This window comes from Mesorhizobium sp. B2-4-2 (genome assembly GCF_006442845.1).
In the GTDB taxonomy this organism is placed as follows: domain Bacteria; phylum Pseudomonadota; class Alphaproteobacteria; order Rhizobiales; family Rhizobiaceae; genus Mesorhizobium.
Genome location: NZ_VFVM01000003.1, coordinates 165797 through 184715, shown reverse-complemented (window position 1 = coordinate 184715; position 18919 = coordinate 165797). Strand labels below are relative to the sequence as shown.

Annotated in this window: 22 protein-coding genes and 1 tRNA gene; 8 read left to right on the top strand and 15 right to left on the bottom strand. The window is 64.1% G+C overall.

Annotation, left to right across the window (positions count from 1 at the left end):
* Positions 1–15: 15 nt before the first annotated feature.
* The 9 genes from yacG to FJ942_RS07850 form a co-directional block, all read right to left on the bottom strand.
* Positions 16–213 (bottom strand): DNA gyrase inhibitor YacG, encoded by a 198-nt coding sequence (gene yacG / locus FJ942_RS07890; protein WP_140501037.1) that lies wholly within the window; start codon positions 211–213, stop codon positions 16–18.
* Positions 210–836 (bottom strand): Maf-like protein, encoded by a 627-nt coding sequence (locus FJ942_RS07885; RefSeq protein ID WP_140513345.1) that lies wholly within the window; start codon positions 834–836, stop codon positions 210–212. Before FJ942_RS07885 ends, yacG begins: the two co-directional genes overlap by 4 nt.
* Positions 837–858: 22 nt before the next feature.
* Positions 859–1077, bottom strand: coding sequence for a translation initiation factor IF-1 (gene infA / locus FJ942_RS07880; protein ID WP_006200926.1), 219 nt, complete (start codon positions 1075–1077; stop codon positions 859–861).
* A gap of 196 nt (positions 1078–1273) precedes the next feature.
* Positions 1274–1684 carry a low molecular weight phosphatase family protein gene (locus FJ942_RS07875; protein ID WP_140501041.1) on the bottom strand — a complete coding sequence of 137 codons (411 nt, stop codon included), beginning with the start codon at positions 1682–1684 and terminating at the stop codon, positions 1274–1276.
* A gap of 48 nt (positions 1685–1732) precedes the next feature.
* The gene (locus FJ942_RS07870; RefSeq protein ID WP_140501043.1) at positions 1733–2218 is read right to left on the bottom strand and encodes a UPF0262 family protein; all 486 of its coding nucleotides are present in this window, start codon (positions 2216–2218) and stop codon (positions 1733–1735) included.
* 5 nt (positions 2219–2223) lie between these two features.
* The gene (hisD, locus tag FJ942_RS07865; protein ID WP_140525560.1) at positions 2224–3516 is read right to left on the bottom strand and encodes a histidinol dehydrogenase; all 1293 of its coding nucleotides are present in this window, start codon (positions 3514–3516) and stop codon (positions 2224–2226) included.
* 3 nt (positions 3517–3519) lie between these two features.
* Positions 3520–3954 (bottom strand): DUF2948 family protein, encoded by a 435-nt coding sequence (locus tag FJ942_RS07860; protein ID WP_140501047.1) that lies wholly within the window; start codon positions 3952–3954, stop codon positions 3520–3522.
* Between the two features lie 149 nt (positions 3955–4103).
* Positions 4104–5396 (bottom strand): UDP-N-acetylglucosamine 1-carboxyvinyltransferase, encoded by a 1293-nt coding sequence (murA, locus tag FJ942_RS07855; protein ID WP_140897453.1) that lies wholly within the window; start codon positions 5394–5396, stop codon positions 4104–4106.
* Between the two features lie 127 nt (positions 5397–5523).
* Positions 5524–5700 (bottom strand): hypothetical protein, encoded by a 177-nt coding sequence (locus FJ942_RS07850; protein ID WP_140897452.1) that lies wholly within the window; start codon positions 5698–5700, stop codon positions 5524–5526.
* A gap of 161 nt (positions 5701–5861) precedes the next feature.
* Between FJ942_RS07850 and FJ942_RS07845 the strand changes: the two genes are divergently transcribed.
* Together FJ942_RS07845 and FJ942_RS07840 are read left to right on the top strand one after the other, a co-directional pair.
* Positions 5862–5936 (top strand) — tRNA-Thr (locus tag FJ942_RS07845).
* Positions 5937–6397: 461 nt separating this feature from the next.
* Positions 6398–7786: a multicopper oxidase family protein gene (locus tag FJ942_RS07840; RefSeq protein ID WP_140897451.1), complete on the top strand. Its 1389-nt coding sequence runs from the start codon at positions 6398–6400 to the stop codon at positions 7784–7786.
* Between the two features lie 20 nt (positions 7787–7806).
* On the opposite strand, the gene FJ942_RS07835 is transcribed toward FJ942_RS07840, so the two are convergent.
* The 3 genes from FJ942_RS07835 to FJ942_RS07825 all read right to left on the bottom strand — a co-directional run bounded on the left by FJ942_RS07835 (position 7807) and on the right by FJ942_RS07825 (position 10054).
* A complete protein-coding gene (locus tag FJ942_RS07835; RefSeq protein ID WP_140513359.1) occupies positions 7807–8094 on the bottom strand; it encodes a PTS sugar transporter subunit IIB in 288 nt (95 codons plus the stop codon).
* Between the two features lie 17 nt (positions 8095–8111).
* Positions 8112–8573 carry a PTS sugar transporter subunit IIA gene (locus tag FJ942_RS07830; RefSeq protein ID WP_140897450.1) on the bottom strand — a complete coding sequence of 154 codons (462 nt, stop codon included), beginning with the start codon at positions 8571–8573 and terminating at the stop codon, positions 8112–8114.
* Between the two features lie 74 nt (positions 8574–8647).
* The gene (locus FJ942_RS07825; RefSeq protein WP_140501059.1) at positions 8648–10054 is read right to left on the bottom strand and encodes a PTS transporter subunit IIC; all 1407 of its coding nucleotides are present in this window, start codon (positions 10052–10054) and stop codon (positions 8648–8650) included.
* 586 nt (positions 10055–10640) lie between these two features.
* Here FJ942_RS07825 and FJ942_RS07820 point away from each other — a divergent pair.
* The 3 genes from FJ942_RS07820 to FJ942_RS07810 all read left to right on the top strand — a co-directional run bounded on the left by FJ942_RS07820 (position 10641) and on the right by FJ942_RS07810 (position 12656).
* Positions 10641–11954 (top strand): NAD(P)H-dependent oxidoreductase, encoded by a 1314-nt coding sequence (locus tag FJ942_RS07820; protein WP_140897449.1) that lies wholly within the window; start codon positions 10641–10643, stop codon positions 11952–11954.
* Positions 11955–12021: 67 nt separating this feature from the next.
* Positions 12022–12264 (top strand): type II toxin-antitoxin system VapB family antitoxin, encoded by a 243-nt coding sequence (locus FJ942_RS07815; RefSeq protein ID WP_140501063.1) that lies wholly within the window; start codon positions 12022–12024, stop codon positions 12262–12264.
* Entirely contained in the window at positions 12264–12656 is a 393-nt protein-coding gene (locus FJ942_RS07810) for a type II toxin-antitoxin system VapC family toxin (RefSeq protein WP_140501065.1), read from the top strand. Before FJ942_RS07815 ends, FJ942_RS07810 begins: the two co-directional genes overlap by 1 nt.
* A gap of 10 nt (positions 12657–12666) precedes the next feature.
* Here FJ942_RS07810 and proC read toward each other — a convergent pair whose 3' ends face one another.
* From proC to FJ942_RS07795, 3 genes are read right to left on the bottom strand one after another with little or no spacing between them, the layout of a single operon-like run.
* Positions 12667–13482 carry a pyrroline-5-carboxylate reductase gene (gene proC / locus FJ942_RS07805; RefSeq protein WP_140501067.1) on the bottom strand — a complete coding sequence of 272 codons (816 nt, stop codon included), beginning with the start codon at positions 13480–13482 and terminating at the stop codon, positions 12667–12669.
* Positions 13483–13541: 59 nt separating this feature from the next.
* Entirely contained in the window at positions 13542–14888 is a 1347-nt protein-coding gene (locus FJ942_RS07800) for an O-antigen ligase (RefSeq protein WP_140897448.1), read from the bottom strand.
* Positions 14857–15855 (bottom strand): glycosyltransferase, encoded by a 999-nt coding sequence (locus FJ942_RS07795; protein WP_140897447.1) that lies wholly within the window; start codon positions 15853–15855, stop codon positions 14857–14859. The genes FJ942_RS07800 and FJ942_RS07795 overlap by 32 nt, the downstream gene beginning before the upstream one ends.
* A gap of 171 nt (positions 15856–16026) precedes the next feature.
* Here FJ942_RS07795 and FJ942_RS07790 point away from each other — a divergent pair, with 171 nt between their 5' ends.
* Genes FJ942_RS07790 through FJ942_RS07780 form a run of 3 tightly spaced genes read left to right on the top strand, consistent with a single transcriptional unit; the run spans position 16027 to position 18910 of the window.
* Positions 16027–17199, top strand: coding sequence for a glycosyltransferase family 4 protein (locus tag FJ942_RS07790; RefSeq protein ID WP_140897446.1), 1173 nt, complete (start codon positions 16027–16029; stop codon positions 17197–17199).
* Entirely contained in the window at positions 17196–17984 is a 789-nt protein-coding gene (locus FJ942_RS07785; protein ID WP_140897445.1) for a WecB/TagA/CpsF family glycosyltransferase, read from the top strand. Before FJ942_RS07790 ends, FJ942_RS07785 begins: the two co-directional genes overlap by 4 nt.
* Positions 17981–18910, top strand: coding sequence for a DUF6492 family protein (locus FJ942_RS07780; protein WP_140897444.1), 930 nt, complete (start codon positions 17981–17983; stop codon positions 18908–18910). Before FJ942_RS07785 ends, FJ942_RS07780 begins: the two co-directional genes overlap by 4 nt.
* Positions 18911–18919: the final 9 nt, after the last annotated feature.

Here is an 18919-nt window from a genome sequence, read left to right as displayed (position 1 = left end):
AGCGTCGCTCTTAGCTTATTTCGGCTCGTCGGCGTCGGGTTCTTCCTCGTCGTCGCGGGCTTTGATGACATAGGCGCCCTTCAGCCAGCGGTTGAGGTCGATGTCCTTGCAGCGCTTGGAGCAGAACGGGTAGGTCTCGCGCGCCGAAGGCTTGCCGCATTCGGGGCAGGGGCGCCTTGGCCGCAGCGGCGTCACCTTGTCGTCCGCGCTCATGGCCGCGCCGAGGACCAGTTGTGATGGACCTTGAAGCCTTCGCCCGAAAGCAACGCTACGGTCTCGTAAAGCGGCAAGCCGACGACATTGGTGTAGGAGCCGACCAGCTTGACGACGAAAGCGCCCGCAAGCCCCTGTACGGCATAGCCGCCGGCCTTGCCGCGCCATTCTCCCGATGCGACATAGGCGTCGATCTCCTCGCGCGGCAGCCGCTTGAACCGCACCCGCGTCTCGACCAGCCGCTGGCGCAGTTTGCCGCCGGGCGTGATCAGGCAGATGCCGGAATAGACCCGGTGCGAACGCCCCGACAGCAGTCCGAGGCAGTTGGCGGCATCATCGAGCGTCTCGGCCTTGGGCAGGATGCGCCGCCCGACAGCGACCACCGTGTCGGCGGCCAGCACCAAGGCCGGCGCGTAGTCGGTTTCCGACTTCAGTGAGGCAAATGCCTTTTCGGCCTTTTCCTTCGACAGCCTTTTGGCCAGCGAGCGCGGATGCTCGGCACGCAGCGGCGTCTCGTCGATGTCGGCGGGCAATATGCGGTCCGGTTCGATGCCGGCCTGCTGCAGGAGTTCGATGCGGCGCGGCGAACCCGAGGCAAGCACCAGCTTCAGCAAAATGCTCATCGCGGACCAGTCGGCCTTGATCTTACTTGAAACGATAGGTGATGCGGCCCTTGGTCAGGTCGTAGGGCGTCATCTCGACCAGGACCTTGTCGCCGGTCAGCACGCGGATGCGGTTCTTGCGCATGCGGCCGGCCGTATGGGCTATGATTTCGTGTTCGTTTTCGAGTTTCACCCGGAACATGGCGTTGGGCAGCAGTTCCGTGACGACACCCGGAAACTCGAGGACTTCTTCCTTCGGCATTCGATACCTTTGCTTGGATGGTTTCCCGGCGTTTAGAGCATGATGCCGAAAAGTATGAAGCGGTTTTCGGACGACATCATGCTCTACTTCTTTGATCTAGAGTCGGAAGCTGTCAGGTCGAAGAGACCCAACCGCATCCGACTCTAGCCGGAAATTCGGCGGAACCTATATGATAATCGTCGGCTTGTGAACACGCTTAATCCGTCGCGTTTTTTGCTTCTGGAAGCAAAAAACGTCGGCCTATGCGCAACTTCAGCCGTTCACGCACATCGCGATAGGCCGCGATGATCTGCTCGCGCGTGCCGCTGGCGCCGGTTGGATCCGGCGTCGGCCAGTATTCGACCTCGACGGCGAGCGAGCGGGTGAGCTCCAGCGCGGCATGGTGCGCCTCCGGCGCGAGCGTGACGATGAGATCGAAATAGTCGTCTTCCAGCTCGTCCATCGTCCTTGGATGGCGCTCGCCCAGCGACAGGCCTTCCTCGGCAAGTACGGCATCGACGAACGGGTCACGCTCGCCGCTGCGCACGCCCGCGGAGGCGACGAAGGTGCTGGCCGGCAGCATGCGCCGCGCCAACAGCTCGGCCATCGGCGAGCGCACGGCATTCATGCCGCACAGGAACAGGATCGAACGGGGCGGTGCGTCGGCGGTCAGGGGTTAACCCCGCCAATGGAGCACGCAGACCAGCGTGAACAGCCGGCGCGCCGTGTCGAAATCGATGTCGATCTTGCCGGCGAGCCGGTCCATCAACGTCTGCGAACCCTCGTTGTGCAGGCCGCGGCGACCCATGTCGATCGCCTCGATATGGCTCGGCGTCGAGGAGCGAATGGCGTCGTAATAGCTTTCGCAGATCATGTAGTAGTCCTTGACGATGCGCCTGAGCGGCGTCAGCGACAGGATATGGGTGACCACGGCGGAACCGTCGTCGCGCGTCACGGCGAAAACCAGGCGGGACTCGGCCAGCGACAGCTTCAGCCGGTAGGGGCCGGCGCCGCTGTCGTTGACCGGTTGAAAACTGTTCTCCTCGATCAGGTCGAAGATCGCCACCGCGCGTTCGTGCTCGACGTCGGGCGTCGAACGGCCGATCGATTCATCGAGTTCGACATCGATCAGCCTCGCACGGGTTTGATCGGAGCCCGACATGGCGCCTACATGTTCAGCCGGATAGCGACGGAGCGTCCATGCGCGTCGAGCCCTTCGGCCTTGGCCAGCGCGATCGCGGCGGGCGCCAGCGCGCGCAATTGCTCGGGCCCGAGCTTCAGGATCGAGGTGCGCTTGACGAAATCGAGTACCGAAAGGCCTGACGAGAAACGCGCCGAGCGTGCCGTCGGCAGCACGTGGTTGGAACCGCCGACATAGTCGCCGATGGCTTCCGGCGTATGGCGGCCGAGAAACACGGCACCGGCATTGTGCATCCGCGACAGGAAACCCTCGGCATCGTCGATTGCCAGTTCGACATGCTCGGCCGCGATACGGTCGACCAGCGGCAGCGCCGCCTCGATCGCCGCAACCTCGATCACCGCGCCGAAATCGCGCCAACTCGCCGCTGCCGTCTCCGCCCGTGGCAGGTTTGGCAGCTGCCGTTCGACCGCCTCCTCCACCGCCTTGCCAAAGGCCGGATCGTCGGTGATCAGGATCGACTGCGCGGACGCGTCATGTTCGGCCTGGGCCAGGAGATCGGCGGCGATCCAGTCGGGATCATTGTCGCCGTCGGCCACGACCAGCACTTCCGAGGGGCCGGCGATCATGTCGATGCCGACGGTGCCGAACACCTGGCGCTTGGCCGCCGCGACATAGGCATTGCCAGGGCCGACGATCTTGGCGACCGGCTTGATCGTCTCGGTGCCATAGGCCAGGGCAGCGATCGCCTGGGCGCCGCCGACGCGATAGATTTCCGGCACGCCGGCAAGGTCGGCCGCCACCAGCACAAGCGGATTGATGACGCCGCCGGGTGCCGGCACCACCATGACGATGCGCTCTACGCCGGCGACCTTGGCCGGTATGGCGTTCATCAGCACCGAACTGGGATAGCTCGCAGTACCGCCCGGCACGTAAAGCCCGACCGCCTCGACCGCAGTCCAGCGCCAGCCGAGCTCGACGCCCGCGGCATCGGTAAAGCGGTCGTCCTTCGGCCGCTGCCGCTCGTGGTAGGCGCGGATGCGGTCGCGCGCGAATTCGAGTGCCTCGATCGTCTGGTGGTCGCAAGCGGCATAGGCGCGGGCGATCTCGTCCTTCGACACGGCAATGCCAAGTTCCCTGAGGTCGGCCCGGTCGAAGCGTCTGGTAAAATCGACGAGGGCGGCGTCGCCGTCGGCGCGCACGCGCGCGATGATCTGGCGCACGGCCGCGTCGACATCGGCCGACACTTCCCTCTTAGTGGTGAGGAAAGCGGCGAAACGCTGTTCGAAATCGGCGTCGGACTGACGAAGCGTGATGGCCATCGCTCAAGCCCTGTGCACGGGACGCGACGTGGCTTCCCACGCGCCGCCGACATCGGCAAGGCGGGCCTCGATGCATTCGACATCGAGCATGATCGCGCCGCCTCCGGAAAAGATCAGCTCGACGATGCCGGCCGGCTTGCTGATCTCGATGAAGCTGATCGCCAGCAGCGACAGCACTTCGGCCGGCTTGTCGCGGGCTATGCCGCTGGTCTTGGCGCCCAGAACCCGATCGAAATGCAGCACGGCCTGGCGCCGTTCGTTGTGCTGGCGAAAGAAGCCCGATTTGGCCTCCCAGACGAAACGGTTCATGGTCAGCACGAAACGCTTGGCCGCGGGAAGGTATTCAAGGTCCGAGACTTTCATCACGGCGTCCTGGACGTGGGCGGAGACGATGCTCAGGTCCTGGTCGTCGAGGGCGATAAGCTTGAGGCCGTTCATGCGGATTTCGCACCTGAAAATTGACTGTTCAGCCTTCTGTTAGAGCATGATCCCGAAAAGTGGAAACCGCTTTTCGGAAAAGATCATGCTCAAGCAGGAATCCGGAGGTCGTTCCGGTCCGCGCAGCCGTGAGGCGGGCGGGGATCGGCCTAAGCCGAGATCCGTTCGATCACCGCGCCGCAATTGGACAGCTTTTCCTCCAGCCGCTCGAAGCCGCGGTCGAGATGATAGACGCGGTTGACCGTGGTTTCGCCTTCGGCCGCCAGGCCGGCAATGACCAGCGAAACGGAAGCGCGAAGGTCGGTCGCCATGACAGGCGCGCCCTTCAATTTCGGCACGCCGTCGACGATCGCCGTCTGGCCCGAAAGCGTGATGTGGGCGCCCAGGCGCGCGAGTTCCTGCACATGCATGAAGCGGTTTTCGAAGATCGTCTCGGTGATGCGCGACTTGCCCTTGGCCATGGTCATCAGCCCCATGAACTGCGCCTGTAGATCGGTGGGGAAGGCCGGGAAGGGCGCCGTCGTCACGTCGACCGGTGAAATGCCGGCGCCGTTGCGCTTGACGCGGATGCCGGAATTGGTCGGCGTGATCTCGGCGCCCGTCTGCGAGATCACGTCCAGCGCGGTCTGTAGCAAATCGGGACGCGCGCCCTCGAGCACGACGTCGCCGCCGGTCATGGCGACGGCCATGGCATAGGTTCCGGTCTCGATCCGGTCCGGGATGACGCGCACGCGCGCGCCCGACAGCGCCTCGACGCCGTCGATGGTGATGGTTGGCGTGCCGGCGCCGGAAATCCTGGCGCCCATGGCATTGAGGCATTCGGCGAGGTTGACGATCTCGGGCTCGCAGGCGGCGTTCTCAAGCACCGTCTCGCCCTTGGCGAGCGACGCCGCCATCATCAGCACATGGGTGGCGCCGACCGACACTTTCGGAAAGACGTAACGGTTGCCGACGAGGCGGCCGTTCCTGGTCTTGGCGATAACGTAGCCGGTGTCGACGTCGATGTCGGCGCCCAGCGCCTGCAGGCCTTCCAGGAACAGGTCGACCGGCCGCGTGCCGATGGCGCAACCGCCCGGAAGCGACACCTTGGCCTCGCCCGTGCGGGCCAGCAGCGGGCCGATGACCCAGAACGAAGCGCGCATCTTCGACACCAGCTCGTAGGGGGCCGTCGTGTCGACGATGTTGCGGGCGGAAAAATTGATGGTGCGCGAATAGCCTTCATTCTGCTTTTCGCGGCGTCCGTTGACCGAATAATCGACGCCGTGATTGCCCAGGATGCGGATCAGCTGCTCGACATCGGCCAGATGCGGCACGTTTTCGAGCGTCAGCGTGTCGTCTGTCAGAAGCGACGCGATCATCAGCGGCAGGGCGGCGTTTTTCGCGCCCGAGATCGGAATGCTTCCGGCGAGCTTGTTGCCGCCGACAATTCTGATGCGATCCATGAAGACTATCCCCTCGGCCCTGAAAGCCGGTTTCAATCGTTTGAGTATCGGCCCGTCTAGACCATCGGCCGAGCTGGTTCAAGAAATAGGATTTCCTGGCACCCGACCCAAGAGTGGCGGATTTGAGTTAATCTTTTTGTATTTCCTTCGCCGCGCCGACCCCGTCCGGCCGCTTGTCAGCGTCGCCGGCGCGCCGCGAGCGCGACTGCGCCTTGCGTTTCAGCAGATTCGCGCGCAGCTGCTCGGCCAGGCGGTCCTTGCGGCCGGTGCCGCCCTTTTTCGGTGGAATTGTCTTATCGTTCATCGTCCCGTCCTAGCCGGCGGCCGGCCAGGCCGCTATTCAGGCATAACCAACATTGTGGCGCGGCCATGTCATCAAAACGTATCCGGCAAAGGCTTTCACAGATGCTTTGCACTTGGCCTTGCGCTTGCCGGTTCGATATGGCAGAAGCCCCGCCATCAGCGGCTGCGGTAGCTCAGTGGTAGAGCACTCCCTTGGTAAGGGAGAGGTCGAGAGTTCAATCCTCTCTCGCAGCACCAGACTGCCCGACATTTTCAGCGCCATCCATCCCATTCTTAAGCCCTTGCGGCACGAATGGGCAAAAAAAAGGCGCATCGGGCACCTGAATCCGAGATTTCGCGCAAGGTTGGTTCTCGTCGCGCTTTCATGGCGGGAGCAAATCGGCCTGCTTGCTTTCCTCCGCGACGAGCGCCTGCCCATAGGGGGCGACCGCTTGACGCCCTTCCGCTACCCACCCGCCCGATCGGACGGTTGAAAACATCGGCATTGGCGACCCGGGCGAGTCCGCTCCGGTCAGTGCCTTGAAGCATGACCTGGCGCGGCCGTCGTCCCGATCAGAGTCGCAGGGCGAAGCGCCGTCCGCGCAGACGGTGCTGGCCGCGGCTTCATCGAGACGCAAATGCCGATATCGGCATTTGCGCTGGCCGTCCGATCGTGATTCAAGTCGGCGATTCCGAGGGTTTTCCCGCTGGAGCGCAGCATGAGCTTGATCACACGCCGTCGACTTCTGAAATCGGCCGCGGTTGCCGGTGCGGGCGGGCTCGCGGCGATGGGGAGGCTTGGCGGCTGGGCCGTCGCCACGCCCGAGCCGGTGGTGCTGCGGACGGCCAGGATCCAGGCCACGCTGATGGAGGTCGGCCCGACCCGGGACGTGCTGACATATGGCAGCGCCGGAATGCCGCCGGTGCTGAGGATGAAAAAGGGCGAGCCCTTCGCCGCCCGGCTCGTCAACGCGATCGACGACCCGACGACGATCCATTGGCACGGCGTTCGGGTCCCCAACAGGATGGACGGCGTTCCGTTCCTGGTCCAGCCCTATGTCTATACCGGCGATCATTTCGACTACGCCTTCACGCCGCCCGATGCCGGCACCTTCTGGTACCACCCGCATTGCAACACGCTGGAGCAGATGGGGCACGGCCTGACCGGCGTCATCGTGGTCGAAAATCCCGGTGATCCGAAATTCGATGCCGAAATCGTCCTGAATCTGCGCGACTGGCGCCTCGGCGACGATGGCCAGTTCATCGATCAGTTCCGGCCGCGGGATGCCGCGAGAACCGGCACCTATGGCACGGTGCGCACGGCCAACTGGCTCGACCAGCCGCACTATGACGCGCCAGCCGGCGGGCTGGTGCGGCTGCGCGTCGCCATCACCGACGTGACGCGCATCCATGCCTTTCGCGTCGACGGCGCGGAGGCGACGGTGATCGCGCTGGATGGCAATCCGGTGCCGCAGCGTTTTTCGCCCGATGCCTTGCTGCTTGGCCCGGGACAGCGCATGGAACTCGCCATCCGCATGCCTGACGCGGAGGGCGCGGTCGTGAGCCTGCGGGACGTCAGGGGCACCAAGCCCAAGGTGCTGGCTACCTTGCGTGCGGCTGGCAGCTCGCTGAAGCGCGACATTCGTGATGTCGCGCCGCTGGAGGCCAATCCGGTGGCGGAGGTCGATCTCTCCGCTGCCCAGCATATTTCGCTGGCGCTCAGCGCCACGGCCGAGAACATTGCGAGCGACGGCATATGCGGTTCGCTCGGCTACAGTTTCTGGGCCATCAACAAGGTGCCGTGGCCGGGTGACACGCCGGATCCGACCGCGCCGCTGGCCGAATTGAAGCTTGGCAGGAGCTATGTCATCGACATGGAGAACCTGACGCCGCAATCGCATCCGATGCATTTGCACGGCATGAGCTTCAAAGTGCTGTCATCCTCGACTCGGCCCGTGCAGCCGCTGATTTCAGACACCTATCTCATCCAGCCCAACGAGAAGGTGAGCCTCGCCTTCGTCGCCGACAACCCCGGCGACTGGCTGCTGCACTGCCACATCATCGAGCATCAGAAGTCGGGCATGACGAGCTACGTCAGGGTGACCTGAAACCGAGCGCGTGCCGCGGCCTACTTGCGCAGTTGCGCCTCGATCTCGTCGAGCACCTTGTCCTTGCCGATGCCGGTGAGGAAGGCGAGGCCCTTGATGACCGGCTTGGTCACCGAAGCCGAGATCGGCGTCGTGGCGACGATGAAGTCGACGCTGTCGGCCAGCCCCGGCACTTCGGTCGCCTTGGCCTGCTGGGCGTTGAAGGTCAGGCCGCGCTGCTTCATCGCCTCGGTGACGGCGACGTTGACCGCGGTTGAGGTGGCTATGCCCGTGCCGCAGGCAAAGAGAATTGTTTTCTGTCTGGACATCTCTTGCTTCTCCTTGTTCAGCCGAGCACGGCCCGAACGTCGTCTAGCGTCGTGGCCGACCTCAGGCCGTCCAATGCATCTGGATTCTGGATGGTGGCCATAACGGCCTGCAGCGCTTCAATCTGCTTGTCCTTGTCATTGATGGCAAGCAGGAAGACGAAGCCGACCGGCAGCTTCTCGTCGGGGTCTTCCATGTTGGCGAAGACGACGGGGTGCTTCAATGTGCCCAAAGCGATCCCGGGCTTCAGGACATGTTCGGGATCGGTGTGCGGCACCGCGACATTGTCGGCGCGCTCCAGCGGCAGTCCTGTCGGGATGGTCAACTCGCGACGCACGACCGCGTCGGCATAGGAGTTCTTGACATAGCCGAGCGTCTCGAGCCGGCCGGCCAGGATGCGGATGATCTGCTCATTGGTCGAGGCATCGGATCCGAGCACGATCGCTTCGGGGTCCAGAAGCTGCATGAGGCTGTCAGACATGTTTTTGCTCCGTCGGCAAAATCGTGCGCCCGGGGAGGGCGCACCATCATTTCAAACGTCAGGCGCGACGAGGCTCAGGCCGTGCCTTCGGCCGGCTCGTCCTCGGCGCCCGCTGCCCGCTCCCAGCCGAGCGTGTTGCGACGATAGAGGACGAACAGTGCCGCGATGACCACGGCGATCACGACGATGCCGGTAAGGCCAAGTCCCTGGATCGCCTCGATGATCACATAGGGCACCCACAGGAAGCCGTCGACGACGGAGGTGATCTGCAGCGCGTCTGCCGGCAGCTTGAAGCCCGAGGCGACGGCAGCACTTGTGAACAGCGGCGCCAGCGCGTTGGCGACGTAGAAGCCGATCGCCAGCGTCACCGTGCCGATCACCACCATGCGGAACACATTGCCTTTGACCAATGGCGCGGTCATGGCGACGATGAAGGGAATGACCGCCAAGTCGGCGAACAGGATGACGCGGTTGCCCGGCAGGATCACCGACAGGATGATCGCGATCGGCACAAGGATCAGCGATGACGAGATCGCGGCGGGATGACCGATCAGGATGGCGGAGTCCAGGCCGACCAGAAGCTCGCGGTCGCCGGTGCGCTTGCGCACGAATTCCTGCGCCGCGTCGGAGACCGGGATCAGGCCCTCCATCAGGATCTTCACCATGCGCGGCAAAAGCAGCATGACGGCTGCCAGGGTCATGCCGGTGCCCAGCACCTTGGCGAGCACCGTGCCGAGATCGCCGGCATTGTAGAAGGCGATGGCGCCGAGCACGAGGCCGATGATCAAGCCGAGCACGACAGGTTCGCCGAACACGCCGAACCGGCGCTCGATCGTCTCGGTGTTGATGTTGATGCGGTTGATGCCGGGAATGCGGTCCATGATCCAGTTCAGGATGATGGCGATCGGCAGGATCTGCGCGGAAGCCAGGTGCGGCACCGAAATGCCGGGCACGCCGTAGAACTGCTGCACTGCGCGCGCCGACCAGTCGGCGAACAGCAGCGACAGTGCCGCGACCAATGCCGCGATGGCGATGCCGTAGGCCAGATTGTCGGTCGCCGCCACGACCAGCGAGCCGACAAAGGCGAAGTGCCAGAAGTTCCAGACGTCGACATTGAGCGTGCGCGTCATGCGCGTCAGCAACAGCACGATGTTGACCAGGATGCCGACGGGGATGACCCACAGGCCGACCGACGAGCCGAAGGCGATGGCGGCCGCCGACGGCCAGCCGACATCGATGATGTCGCGATGAATGCCGGTGTTGGTGACGATGGCCTTGGCGACGTCGCCGATCGACGTGAACATCAGGCCAAGCACGAGGTTGATGCCGATGAAGGCGACGCCGATGGTGACCGCGGCGCGAAAAGCCTTGCTGACCTTTGCGCCCAGAACGACGGCTATGATGAAAATGACGATCGGCAGCAGCACTGTTGCGCCGAGCGTGTCGATGGCCCCTTTGAGGCCCGCAAGAATAGTATCCATTTGTCCTCCCCTGGAGCACCGAGCCCGACCCCCGGGTTCGAAATGATGCCCCGTTGACCTCCAACGCCTTTGCCGCCAACCTCGGCGCAAAGGCACTCCCCGTTCTGCCCGCGAGGCGGAATGCGTCCCGCTCGGTGATGCGGGATGAACATTTGCCTTCGCTGGCGAACGAATGTTTTATTGAGGCAGTTCAAGGCAATGTCAATTGGCAAGTCTTTGAACCCAAGGCATCCGGGCTGACGGAGCCTTCGCCTGTGCGCTCTTGACGGACCATTGAACGGAAAAACCCGCCTGTGCGGCGGGCCCTTGGCGCAACTCAGCACCATGGGCAAATATGTAGCATAGTTGCCCTCACCCAGTCAAGAAAAAATTCCTATCAGGAGAAACTGCCGGCACAGCGGACTGGCAGTCGTCAGGTCTTTGTCGCCGAGTTCGGAGCCCAGTCTTTGGGCCAACCGAACCGTGGCGAGCGCATCTGTCCTGCGCGATTTCATGGGAAATTGACGGGCCGAGGCCAGTTTCGTTGGCAAGGAGGAGCTATTCCCTGCTAATCCGACGCGAACCAGGAAGCTGTGGACATCCCCGCATGACCAATGTCGCCTTGACCGGGCTCGCCCGCGATCTCGCCAGCCGTGCCGCCGAGGGCCGCCCGGTACGCATCGGCGTCATCGGTTCGGGCGAAATGGGCACCGATCTGGTCACGCAAGGCATGCTGATGCCCGGCATTTCGGTCTGCGCGGTCTCGACAAGACGTCCGCATACGGCGCGCGAAGCGGTCCGCATCGCCTATGGTGACGAAGCGATGGCCGTCGAAGCCGATACCGCTTCGAAAGTCACCGCGGCGATCGAGTCGGGAAAGATCGCCATCACCTCCAACGAGATGCTGGTCACCAATCCGCTGATCGACGTCGTCATCGACGCCACCGGCAAGCCCGGCGTCGCCGCCGACTTCGACCTGATGGCGATGCAGCATGGCAAGCATCTGGTGATGATGAATGTCGAGGCCGACGTCACCATCGGCTGCTATCTCAAGCAGCAGGCAGATCGCCTCGGCGTCGTCTATTCGGTCGGCGCCGGAGACGAGCCCTCGAGCTGCATGGAGCTGATCGAGTTCGCCTCCGCACTGGACTTGACCATCGTCTCGGCCGGCAAGGGCAAGAACAACCCGCTTAACCACGATGCCGTGCCCGACGACTATCGCGAGGAAGCGATCCGCCGCAACATGAACCCGCGCATGCTGGTCGAGTTCGTCGACGGTTCGAAAACCATGGTCGAGATGTGCGCCATCGCCAACGCCACCGGGCTGGTGCCCGACGTGCCCGGCATGCGCGGCCCGAAGGCCGACCGCGACGACCTCGTCAAGGTGCTCATTCCGCGCGAGCATGGCGGGCTGCTCACGAAAAAGGGCGTTGTCGACTACACCATCGGCAAGGGTGTCGCACCCGGTGTCTTCGTCATCGTCGAGGCGACCCACCCGCGCATCGTCGAGCGCATGGACGACCTGCATATCGGCCACGGTCCCTATTACAGCCTGTTCCGACCCTACCATTTGACCTCGCTGGAAGTGCCGCTGACGGCGGCCCGCATCGTGCTCTTCGGCAAGCCCGACATGGTGCCGCTGCCAAGGCCGGTCGCCGAGGTATGCGCCGTCGCCAAGCGGGATCTGGCCGCCGGCGAAACCTTCGATGCGATCGGCGAGACCTGCTATCGCTCCTGGACGATGACCGTCGAAGACGCTCGCGCCCGGCGTGCCGTGCCGGTCGGCCTACTCGAGGGCGGCAAGGTGCTGAAACCGGTGAGGAAAGGCGAGCTGTTGACGGCCGACAACGCCGCACCCGACCGGGCGACGAGACTGTTCGCTCTGCGCCGGCTGCAGGATGAGATGCTGTACGAAAAATAAGCCCGTTGTGGCGCTGTCATGACAGATGCACTATATTGTAATGGCAGATGACGCTGAGGATCGACCAATGAACCTCCAGATCAGGGACCCGCGTGCACGTGAGCTGGCACAGCGGCTCGCCGCCAAACGCAAGATTTCGATGACCGAGGCGGTGATCGAAGCTCTTGAGTCCGAACTGAAACGGGAAAGTGGACGCGCTCCGTTGGCGCAGCGGCTGGCTGCCATCGCTGATGAACTCAAAGCCAGAGCTGGTCATGGCGGCCGGCCCGTAGACAAGGATGAGATCGATGAGATGTGGGGCCACTCTTGATGTTTGTCGACACCTCGGTGGTCGTCGCAATTCTTTCGGGAGAGGGAGATGCTGGCGAGTGGAGCAACCGCATCGCGGTAGCACCTCGCAAAATTACTTCCGCGTTGGTGGTGCTCGAAGCGGCTATGCGGCTTTCAACTATGCTGGCCGTTGAGCCGCTTGTCGCTGAAGTGGCGATAGAGGCTTTTCTGCGCGAGTCCGAAATCGAAATCGTTCCGATCGACGCCGGCGACGCCAAGCTCGCGGTCCAAGCTTTTTCAGACTATGGAAAAGGACGCGGGCATCCCGCCCAACTCAACCTGGCCGATTGCCTGTCCTATGCATGCGCAAAGAGTCGTGGCTCTGCTCTGCTCTACAAAGGCAACGACTTCTCGCATACCGATCTGGCCTAGGGAGTCTGCTCTATTTCCCCAGTTCGATCGACCGCAGCCGCGCCGCTTCCACCGCTTGCGTGAGGAGATTGGTCAACCGGTCCTCGCCCATCAGCACACCAAGCGCCGCCGCCGTCGTGCCGTTCGGGCTGGTCACCTGCTGGCGCAGCAGGCCCGGCTCCTCGCCGCTTTCGGCGGCGAGGGAGGCGGCACCATAGACGGTCTGCATGGCGAGCAGCCTGGCGGTCGCCGCCGGCAGGCCCGCCTTCTCGGCGGCGACGGTCAGCGCTTCGATGAAATGGAAGATATAGGCCGGCCCCGATCCCGACACGGCGGTCACCGCATCCATCAGTCCCTCCTCGTCGATGGTGGCCACTTCGCCGCTGGCCGACAAGAGGTCGGCGACGAAACGCTTGGTGTCGTCGGAAACCAGCGGATTGGAAAACACCACCATCATGCCCTTGCCAATGGAAGCAGGCGTGTTGGGCATGCAGCGCACAACAGGCGCGCGGTCGCCCAGGATTTCCTCGAAGGTGGCGACCGGCGTGCCCGCGGCAATGCTGACGAAGGTGGTGCGCCCTTCGCCGAAACGTTTGTAAGCGGCGGTGACGTCGCGGATCACCTGGGGCTTCACGGCGATGACGATGAGATCAGGCACGGCACCGGCCGGGATATCGGTGGCGTCGGCAGCCGTTCCGCATCCGAGTGCGGCCGCGCGCTGGCGCAGGTCGGCATTGGGCTCGACCACGAAAACGGACGACGGTGCAAGCTTGCCGGATTTCAGCCAGCCCGAGAGCATGGCGTAACCCATATTGCCGCAGCCGGCGAGAACAAGCCTGATCGTCATCGAAAGCCCTCCGAGGAAAGGCTTCACATAAACGCTCGCGGATCAACGGGGAAGCCCTGTCAGGTGGAGTGGCCCAATCGCGCGCCACGACCGGCGTTGCGCAGCGCGACCGGACGCAGCGAAACTTGTCTGAGCCCAAGCACACCGAGCACGAAGAACAGCCACACCGGATCGCCGCGATGAAAGAAGAAGCTTTCGAGGAAGGCGTTGAGCGCGGCGAACAGCACCACCATCATGAAGAAGTCGCCGAGATAGATGTTTTCCTTGCGCAAGGGAATGCGCATGTAGTCGCGCAAAGGGGCGATCAGGAAAGTGTAGACCGCCACGCAAAGCGCCGGAATGCCCATCAGCACCGCGATGTCGAGATAACCGTCATGGCCGTGCACGATGGTCCTGATATCCCACGGCCGGTCGAAGGGCTGATCCTGGTTGAGCAGCAGCGGCGTTCCCCAGAAGCTCTCATAGCCGTAGCCGGTCCACGGTTTCTTCGCCAGCATCTCGCCGGCGAACTCCCAGAGCGTGGTGCGCCCGGTATAGGTCAGGCCGGGGAAATAGATCGCCGCCAGCTGTTTCACCGGCGGCAGGAAAACGATGCCCAGCGTGCCGACCGCGGTAGCGACGATCGCCAGCGCGAACAGGATCGGCGTGCCGAGCCGCATGCCGACGATGCTTGGAAACATGACGATCAGGATCGAGAACGGCACCAGGCCGGCCGTGGTCTTGGATCCGGTGTGCAGCATGAACACCATCGCCGCGAAGAAAATTCCGGCGCCCCAGAACCGCTGCCCGCGCCGGAAGAGATAGAGGCCGGCGAAACTGAAGCAGGCCATGACCGGGCCGGCGATGTTCTTGTGGGTGAAGACGCCGCGCCACAGGCCGGCATGTTCGGGTTCCTGCGAATCGGCCGTGTGCATTGCCTCGTGCGGAAAGACGATGAGGCCGAGATAGGACAGGCCCATGACGGCCACCGCGGTGAAGATGATGACCTTCGAGAAGGAGTCCGCATCGCGCGGCAGCACAAGGACGGTCGCCATGGTCAGGATGCCGATCATGGTGAAGGAGGCGGCGCGCATCGCCGAGGGCGGGTCTGTCGCCAGCACCACCGACAGGAAGAAGAAACCCAGCATCAGCATCCAGGAAGGGCTGAGCAGCGAACGCACGATGCGCGGCTCGGCGAACGCCATCAGCGAAAAGATGGAAACGGCGCCGAGCGAGCCGAAGCCGAGCTGGTTGACGATGTCGCCGCCTTCGCCGGTGAGTTCCGCGCCCGCGGGCTGGAACGGGCGGAAGGATATCAGGATGACGGTGAACAGCAGCGCCGCGATCGCGGTTGCCACGCCGTCGCGTGTGAACGCGGCGCTGAGCGGCGCGCGCTCAGTTCTTTTCAGGCTGGCGGTATTGCTCATTGGCATATCCGAATTCGGCCAGCACGCGGCCCAGCGCCACATGGACAGGGTAGATGGCGGCCGCCGGCGATCCTGTCCGTGCAAGCCTGGCGGCGCCGCGAAATGGCGAGGCGGCAAGCAGGGCCAGGCTCTTCAGCAACACCTTGACGCCGGCCAGCGGGGTGCCGGCGCGTTTCTTCTTTTCGACCAGCGTCGAGATCACGCCGTTGCGCAGGCTGCGGGCGCGGATCCAGTCGGCCTCGACCCGCCGGGCCGGGACTGTCTCGGTTACGCTGGCCTCGGCGCACCAGCCAAGCACGAAGCCGCGCTGCGCCGCCCGGCTCAGGAAGTCGGAATCGCCGCCGCCCATGAAATTGAATTTCAGGTCGAGGAACGGCGGCCCCATGGCGGTAAGCACGTTGCGCCCCACTAGGAGATTGCCGGACGAATAGAGCGCCGGCACGAGGCCCGTCTTGCGGTAGGGCGGCGCGAAGACCGGATGCTTGGCCCAGCGCGCATGGGCGGGATCGGCGAAGTCGGGCACTTGCGGACCGCCGACAACATCGGCGCCAAGGCTCTCGGCCGCCGCGCACATCCGTTCCAGCCAGTGCGGATCGGCTATCTCGTCATCGTCGATGACCAGCAGGTGCCTGAAATTCGGGAAATGCAGGATCGCCGTCTGCCAGCCGGCATTGTAGGCGCTGCAATTGCCGCGCTGATGCGCGATGATCACCATGCCCGGTATGTCGCCGCGCTCGAACAGCGGCAGCGACGCCTGGGCGCCGGCACGCGCCTCGGCCTCGTTCTCCATGACGATGACGGCAAAGCGCCTGCCGGTCTGCTGTGCCCGCAGCGACGCCAGCGTTTGCAGGACCTGGTCCGGCCGCTTGAAGGTCGGCAAGGTGACGACGGCTTCGACGCCCTCCGTGTCAAGCCGGGGGGATCGTCCCGCGATCGATACCGAACCGTCCGATTGCAAAGGGATCATCCGTGTCAGCCGCATGGTGGGTCGAGTTCTGTTAGCACCATGACGATAACGTTTCGTTAATCACCTTTCACGGAGTGGCTCTTCAAGCCGAGGTTTTGGGTCGTCGATGCGCGCGCGTTTAATCAAGGGTTCACCGCGCTTTGCTACCGGCTGCACCACAGGATAGGTGAGATGCATCTGCTGTTCGCCACATCGATCGTGCCCGATGGCGCTCTCGCATCGGGCTACGAGATCGCCAATGCTGCAATCATCGCTGCCTTGCGGCGCGCCGGCGCGCGCGTCACCGTCATCGGCTTCATCTGGCCGGGGAAAGCCGCCGCCGATCCTGAAAGCACCATCGTTCTGGGTGCTGTCGACGTGCGCACCGAAGATGCTTCAGCGCTGCAAAAGCTTGCCTGGGTCGGCAAGGCGATGCTTTCGGGCCTCACCTTCGCGTCGGCCAAGTTGCGTGCGGTCTCCGATGCCGAAGTCCTCGCCGCCATCGAGCGCGCCGGCCCCTTCGACGGCTATGTGCTCAATTCCGTGCAGTTCGCCGGCGCCTTCGAAAAACTCTTCGACGAGCGGCCTTCGATCTTCGTCGCCCACAATGTCGAGCATCTTTCGGCGCGGGAAAATGCCGCTGCCGCCCCGGGCATCTTCCAGCGCCTGTTGTTCCGCCGCGAGGCAAGGCTGCTCGAGAGCGTGGAAGAGCGTCTGTGCCGCCGCGCGCGTTTCGTCTTCACGCTGGCCGAGGAAGACCGTTCGGCACTTGGCGTGGCCTCCGACGACCGCTCGGCGGTGCTGCCGCTGGTGACGGGCGCCACGCCACCGGCGCGTAACGGCCGGCGCAAGATTGAGTGCGACGCCGCGCTGATCGGCACCTGGACTTGGCAGCCGAACCGCATCGGGCTCGGCTGGTTCCTGGACAAGGTGGTACCGCATCTGCGCCCGGACTTCCGCATCAGGATCGCCGGCAGCATGCCGTCTGACATCGTCTCGTCGCATCCCGGCGTTGCTTTCGTCGGACGCGTGCCGGACGCCCAGGCCTTCATACGTGGCGGCGCCGTCATCCCGCTCATCAGCACCGCCGGCAGCGGCGTGCAGCTGAAGACGATCGAAACGTTCGAGCTAGGCCTGCCCGCCGTCGCCACCAGCCACGCGCTGCGCGGCATTGACCATCGCCCGGTCAATTGCGCGGTCACCGACGATCCGGTCGCCTTTGCCAAGGCGCTGGAGACCGCGGCGGCCGACATAAGCGACGTTGACGGCAGCGCGTTCCACCGCCGGCAGCTCAAGGCGCTCGACGCCGCCATCCGGCTTGGCCTGGAGAAGCTCGGTCCGGTCATGCAGGAGGCGTTTGCATGAACATGCACGCCGCCCGCGCCGCATTCGGGCCCGACACATTGAAGACGATCTTCGGCATCTCCGTGCTCGCCATTCGCTGGGACGACGCGATCGCCCTGCTGACGCGGCTGATCGCGGAACGACGCTTCACCAAGGTCAGCTTCCTCAACGCCCATAACGCCAATCTCGCCTACACCGATCCGGTGTTCGCCCAGGCGCTCGACGATTTTCTCATCCTGCCGGACGGCATCGGCGTCGATCTCGCAGCGCAGCTTCTCTATGGCGCGCCGTTCCCGGACAATCTCAACGGCACCGACTTCGTACCGGCCTTTCTGCGGTCGGTGACCCGGCCGCTGACCGTGGGGCTGCTCGGCGCGACGCGCGTCAATGCCGAGGCCGCGTCGAAGAAGCTCGCGGCGATTGCCGTCCAGCACAGATTCGTGGTCATCCATGACGGCTACTTCTCCGCTGCGCAGGAGCCGGAAATCATCGAACGCATCGCGGCGCTGCGGCCTGATATGCTGCTGGTCGCCATGGGCGTGCCGCGCCAGGAATTGTGGATCGAACGGCACATCGACGAGCGCCACTGCACGCTGCCGATCGCGGTCGGCGCGCTGCTGGATTTTCTCAGCGGCGCCGTGCCGCGCGCGCCCTTGTGGATACGGCGCCTCAGGCTGGAGTGGCTGTTTCGCCTGGCGGTCGAGCCGGGACGGCTCTGGCGCCGCTATGTGGTCGGCAACCCCTTGTTCCTGTGGCGGGTCCTCAAACAGAAATTGTTCCGGCCCCAAGCCGGAGACGTCCGTTGAACGAGAGGTTCGTTCCGGGCGCGATCGCCGAACCCGGACTGCTTCGGGCAACGCCGACGGCAGCCATGGTGACGGCAAGCTATGCGCCGGATTTCGAGCGTTGCCGCCTGCTCTGCGAAACCCTCGACCGCCACGTCACGGGCGTCGCGCATCATTACATTCTGGTCGAAGCCCGGGACGTTAAATTGTTTCGCCGGTTGGAGAGCGCCAACCGATCCGTCGTCGACGAACGTGAGTTGCTGCCGCGCTGGCTGCATGTCTTCGACGATCCGCTTAGCCTGTTCCGGCGGCGCGTCTGGCTCAGCCTGAAGACGCAGCCGCTGCGCGGCTGGCACGTGCAGCAGCTGCGCCGCATCGCCGTTGCGGCGCACGCATGCCAGGACGTCCTGGTCTTCTGCGATTCCGACGTCGCCTTCCTGAAGCCTTTCGATTGCGGCGCGTTCTGGCGCGACGGCAAGGCGCGGCTGTTCCGCCGTGACGGCGTGCTTGCGCAGGACGGTCATGACGAGCATCGCATATGGTCGCGCAATGCCGGCTCCGCGCTCGGCATCGATCCGTCGAGGAATTCGGTTCACGATTACATTTCGACGCTGATCGCCTGGCGCCGCGACACCGTGCTGGCCATGTGCAGTCGGATCGAGGAGGTGCATGGCCGAAACTGGGTCGAGGTCGTCGGCTCGGCGCGCAAATTCTCCGAATGCATGATCTATGGCCGCTATGTCGACGATCTGCTGGACGGCGCTGGCCACTTCCATGGCTCGGAAGAATTCTGCCGCGTCCACTGGACCGGTGAGGCGCTGTCGGATGATGAATTCCGTCGCTTCGTTGCCGCCATGGCGCCCGAACAGGTGGCGATCGGCATGCAGTCCTTCATCGGCACCGATACCGGCCGCATCCGCCGGCTGATCGGGCTCGACCGACCCTGATCCTGAAAA